5 protein-coding genes are annotated in these 4,449 nt (G+C 65.2%); 2 read left to right on the forward strand and 3 right to left on the reverse strand.

Annotated features, from left to right (window positions below):
- From modC to metC, 3 genes are all read right to left on the reverse strand, one after another.
- Positions 1-808 (reverse strand): molybdenum ABC transporter ATP-binding protein (gene modC, locus VMR03_RS13610; protein WP_325406110.1); only part of this gene is annotated, 808 nt, incomplete at its 3' end.
- A complete protein-coding gene (gene modB / locus VMR03_RS13615) occupies positions 805-1,509 on the reverse strand; it encodes a molybdate ABC transporter permease subunit (protein ID WP_325406112.1) in 705 nt (234 codons plus the stop codon). The genes modB and modC, both read right to left, overlap by 4 nt.
- Positions 1,510-1,512: 3 nt before the next feature.
- Complete coding sequence (gene metC / locus VMR03_RS13620; RefSeq protein WP_325406114.1) at positions 1,513-2,676, reverse strand: cystathionine beta-lyase; 1,164 nt, start codon at positions 2,674-2,676, stop codon at positions 1,513-1,515.
- Positions 2,677-2,857: 181 nt separating this feature from the next.
- Here metC and VMR03_RS13625 point away from each other — a divergent pair, with 181 nt between their 5' ends.
- Positions 2,858-3,985 carry an amino acid ABC transporter substrate-binding protein gene (locus VMR03_RS13625; protein ID WP_325406117.1) on the forward strand — a complete coding sequence of 376 codons (1,128 nt, stop codon included), beginning with the start codon at positions 2,858-2,860 and terminating at the stop codon, positions 3,983-3,985.
- Positions 3,986-3,994: 9 nt separating this feature from the next.
- The coding region (locus VMR03_RS13630; protein ID WP_325406119.1) for an ABC transporter permease subunit at positions 3,995-4,449 on the forward strand (455 nt) is incomplete at its 3' end.

The raw sequence follows: 4,449 nt of genomic DNA on the forward strand, positions 1-4,449 counted from the left end.
GCGATAGCACCAGCGTTGCACCGCCAATGTCGAGCTCGGTCAGATGATGTGCTTCGTCATGCCGTGCGATCCGCGCCTCGATGATGGTGGCCGGATCGGTCGCGCCGCCATCCTCGCCGAGAATGAGAGCCTGCACATCGAGACGATTCAGCACAGCGGCGACGCCGCCAGCCGCGGCGATGCGCCCACCATGCAACACGAGCACGCGGTCGGCGAGCCGCACGATCTCGTCGATATTGTGGCTGACGAAGAGGATCGGCAGATCGAGCCGGCGGTGCAGCGCGTCGAGGAAAGGCATGATCTCGCGACGGCGGCGAATGTCGAGACTCGCCAGCGGTTCGTCCATCAGAAGGAGCCGCGGCGCCGAAAGAAGCGCGCGACCGATGGCGACACGTTGCGCCTCGCCGCCAGAGAGACGATGAGGGCGCCGATCGAGCAGGGCACCGATGCCGAGGAGATCGACGACCTCCGCACGCGCCATGCCGGCTTGGCCGCCGCGTCGCCGGGCGCCGTAGTCGAGATTTTCACCGACGCTGAGATGCGGAAAGAGCCGCGCCTCCTGAAAGACATAGCCGACGCGCCGCTTTTCGGGTGGCATGAAGATGCCCTGCGCCGTGTCGAGGAACGTCTCGCCGTCGAGCGCGATATGCCCGCTCTCCGGCCGCGTGAGACCGGCGATGGCTTCGAGCGTCACGGTCTTGCCGGCGCCGGAAGGACCGACGATGCCGGTGACGCCGCTTCCGGCCTCGAAAGCGACGTCGAGGGTGAAGGCTTCGACACGGCGCGCGATCCTGACGCTGAGAGTCATGAGGCGCCCCTGATCCGTCGCTGCTGTGCCTGCGCGAAATATTCAGATGCGGCAAGGGCACCGATGGCAAGGAGGATCGAGAGGCCGACGAACCGCAACGCGTGGATTTCGCCGTCGGGCACCTGGAGCGCGCTGTAGAGCGCGATGGGCAGCGTCTGTGTTTCGCCCGGGATGTTGGCGACGAAGGTGATGGTCGCGCCGAACTCGCCGAGCGCGCGGGCAAAGCCGAGCAATGTGCCCGCGATGAGACCCGGCGTGACGAGCGGCAGTGTGATGCTCGTGAATATGTCCATCGGTCCGGCGCCAAGCGTGCGCGCCGCCGCTTCGAGTTTGGGATCGACGGTTTCGAAGGCGAGACGGATCGCGCGCACGAGGAGGGGAAAGCCCATCACGGCCGAGGCGAGCGCCGCGCCTTTCCAGTTGAAGGCAAGCGTGAAACCCAGATAGGTCTCGAAGAAATGGCCAAGCGCGCCATTATGACCGAAGAGCAGCAGTAGCAGATACCCCGTGACGACAGGCGGCAGCACCAGCGGCATATGCACGAGCCCGTCGAGTGCGAGCTTGCCGGCAAAATTCTTGCGGGCCAGCACCCAGGCTATCGCGATGCCGGGCGGCAGGGAGATCGCCGTACCGACGATGCCCGTCTTCAGCGACAGCCACAGCGCCTGTGCTTCGCCCGGCGTGAGCCACGCATCGGTCATCGTTCAGCCATTCGCCGCGTTGAGACGCGCGAAACCGGCGTCCAGATCGGCGATCAGGTCATCAGGATCTTCGAGCCCGGCATGGATGCGCAGCAGCGGGCCCTGATGGGCATCAGGGGTGACGGTGCGGATGCCTTTCAGGTCCTGCGGCACGATCAGGCTTTCGTAGCCGCCCCAGGACCAGCCCATGCCGTAATAGTCGAGATTGTCGAGCATGGCGCTAAGCGCCGCGTCGCTGCAGGGGTTCAACACGAGGCCGAAGAGGCCACTTGCACCAGTGAAGTCGCGCTTCCAGAGTGCATGGTCCGGATGGCTCGGGAGCGCCGGGTGGATGACGCGCGCGACCTCGGGCCGGGCCTCGAGCCAGCGGGCGAGAGTGAGGCCGGTCTTCATGTGCCGCTCAAGACGGACGGACAGCGTACGCATGCCGCGCAGCACGAGGAAGACGTCGTCCGCCGACACCGCCATGCCGATGGCACCGTGCGCGGCAAGCACCGTCTTGGCCGCATCCCCGGTCGCCGTGATCGAGCCCATCATCACGTCGGAATGACCGCCGAGATATTTGGTGATCGCCTGGATCGAGACGTCGGCGCCATGCTCGAAGGGCTTGAAGTAGAACGGCGAGGCCCATGTGTTGTCGATAATGAGCTTCGCGCCGCCCGCATGGGCCGCCTCCGCCAGCGCTGGAATATCCTGCACCTCGAAGGTGATCGAGCCAGGCGATTCCGCGAAGACGACTTTGGTGTTCGGCTTCATCAGCGCGGAAATGCCTGCACCGACGGTTGGATCGTAATAATCGATCTCGACGCCATTGCGCTTCAGGATCGTGTCGCAGAAATGCCGCGACGGCCCGTAGACGCTGTCCGTCATCAGCAGATGATCGCCGGTCCGCAGGAAGGCCGTCAGCGCCGTGGTCACGGCCGCGAGGCCTGACGGCGTCAGCACGGTCTTTGCGCCGCCCTCGAGCAAGGCAATCGCTTCCTGCAGCGCGGCGTGGGTCGGCGTCCCGCGCCGGCCATAGGTATAGGGCTGATTCTTCGTCTTCAGCGCCTCGACCGTCGGGAAGAGAATCGTCGAGGCCCGATAGACGGGCGTGTTGACGACGCCGAACTGGGCATCCGGGTCCCGTCCGGCCGTGACGATCAGCGTATCCTGCTTTGGCTTCATCTTAATTCACGGCTACTGGTCACTGGTCAATTCATCAAAGTTTCGGCACATGCTTCCGGCATTGCGCCACGGCGCGATGCGGTTAGTCTGGACCATCGAGCGGGCATTTCCCAAATCGCCCGAAGCATAGCATTCAAGCCGCGCTCCCTGGCAAAGGGAGCGGAGAGAAAAGTCCCGCCCCATGGCCAGAAGAAGCAGTCTCGCATCCCGGATATTTCCCTTCGTTTTCGGCCTGCTGGTCGGTGCGGGCGTTCTCTACTTCTTCCTGCCGGGGCCGTCTTCGGGCAGGGGCGGGGGACAGCCCACGCAGCAGGCCGGCCAATCCCGGACGGCGCCCGCTGCAAGCACGGGCCCGACCGGTTCGACGCTGGCGCAGATCCGCGCCCGCGGCTATCTGCAATGCGGCGTCAGCCAGGGCCTGCCGGGCTTCTCGAACCCGGACGACAAGGGTGTCTGGACCGGCATCGACGTCGATTTCTGCAAGGCGATCGCCGCCGCCGTCTTCGGCGATCCCGAGAAGGTCAAATACCGGCCCCTGAACGCCAAGGATCGCTTCACGGCGCTGCAATCCGGCGAAGTCGATGTCCTGTCGCGCAACACGACCTGGACCATGTCGCGGGACACCTCGCTCGGCTTCAACTTCGCGGGCGTGATCTATTACGACGGTCAGGGCTTCATCGTTAAAAAGAGTTCCGGTATCACCAGCGCCGCGCAGCTCAACGGCGCCACCATCTGCACCCAGACCGGCACGACGACCGAGCTCAATCTCGCCGATTATTTCCGCGGCCAGAAGATGAGCTACAAGGTGCTGCCCTTCGAGAAGAACGAGGAGGCGCTGAGCGCCTATGACAATGGCCGCTGCGACGCCTATACGACCGATGCCTCGGGGCTTCACGCGCAGCGCCTGATCCTGAAGACGCCGGACGAGCATCTGGTCCTGCCGGAGGTGATCTCGAAGGAACCTCTCGGGCCTCTGGTCCGGCAGGGCGACCCGCAATGGGAGGACATCGTGCGCTGGACACTTTTCGCGCTGATCGACGCCGAGGAGCTCGGCGTGACGGCGGCCAATATCGACCAGCAGATGACGAGCCCGAGCCCCGAAGTGCGCCGCCTGCTTGGCACCGAGGGCAAGTTCGGCGAGCCGCTCGGCCTGTCGAATGCCTGGGCTGCCGACGCGCTGCGAGCGGTCGGCAATTACGGCGAGATGTTCGAGCGCAATGTCGGCACGAAGACGCCGCTCGGCATTCCGCGCGGCCTCAATGCGCTGTGGAGAAACGGCGGCGTCATGTATGCGCCGCCGATCCGCTGAGAGGTGAGCGTGTCCGGCAAACAAGGCACCGCGTCGCGCGTCCCGCGCTGGTCATGGAGCAATCCGCGGACGCGCGCGCTGGTCTGGCAGGCGGCGGTGCTCGCCCTGACGATCGGCGTGCTCTGGTATTTCGCCGCGACGGCGCATGCGAATCTGGCGCGTCAGCACATCGCGACCGGCTTCGGCTTTCTGAGCAACACGGCGGGCTTCGGCGTCGTTCAGACGCTGATCCCCTATTCGGAAGAGTCGAGCTACGGCCGCGCCTTCCTCGTCGGTCTCTGCAACACGTTGCTGGTGGCGGCGCTCGGCACCGTGCTCGCCGTGCTGCTTGGCTTCGTCGTCGGCGTGGCGCGGCTTTCGACCAACTGGCTGGTCGCCAAACTTGCCGCCGCCTATGTCGAGACGCTGCGCAACGTGCCGCTGCTGCTGCAGCTTTTCTTCTGGTACTTCGCGATCCTTCAGCC

It is taken from the genome of Parvibaculum sp. (assembly GCF_035511255.1).
GTDB lineage: Bacteria > Pseudomonadota > Alphaproteobacteria > Parvibaculales > Parvibaculaceae > Parvibaculum.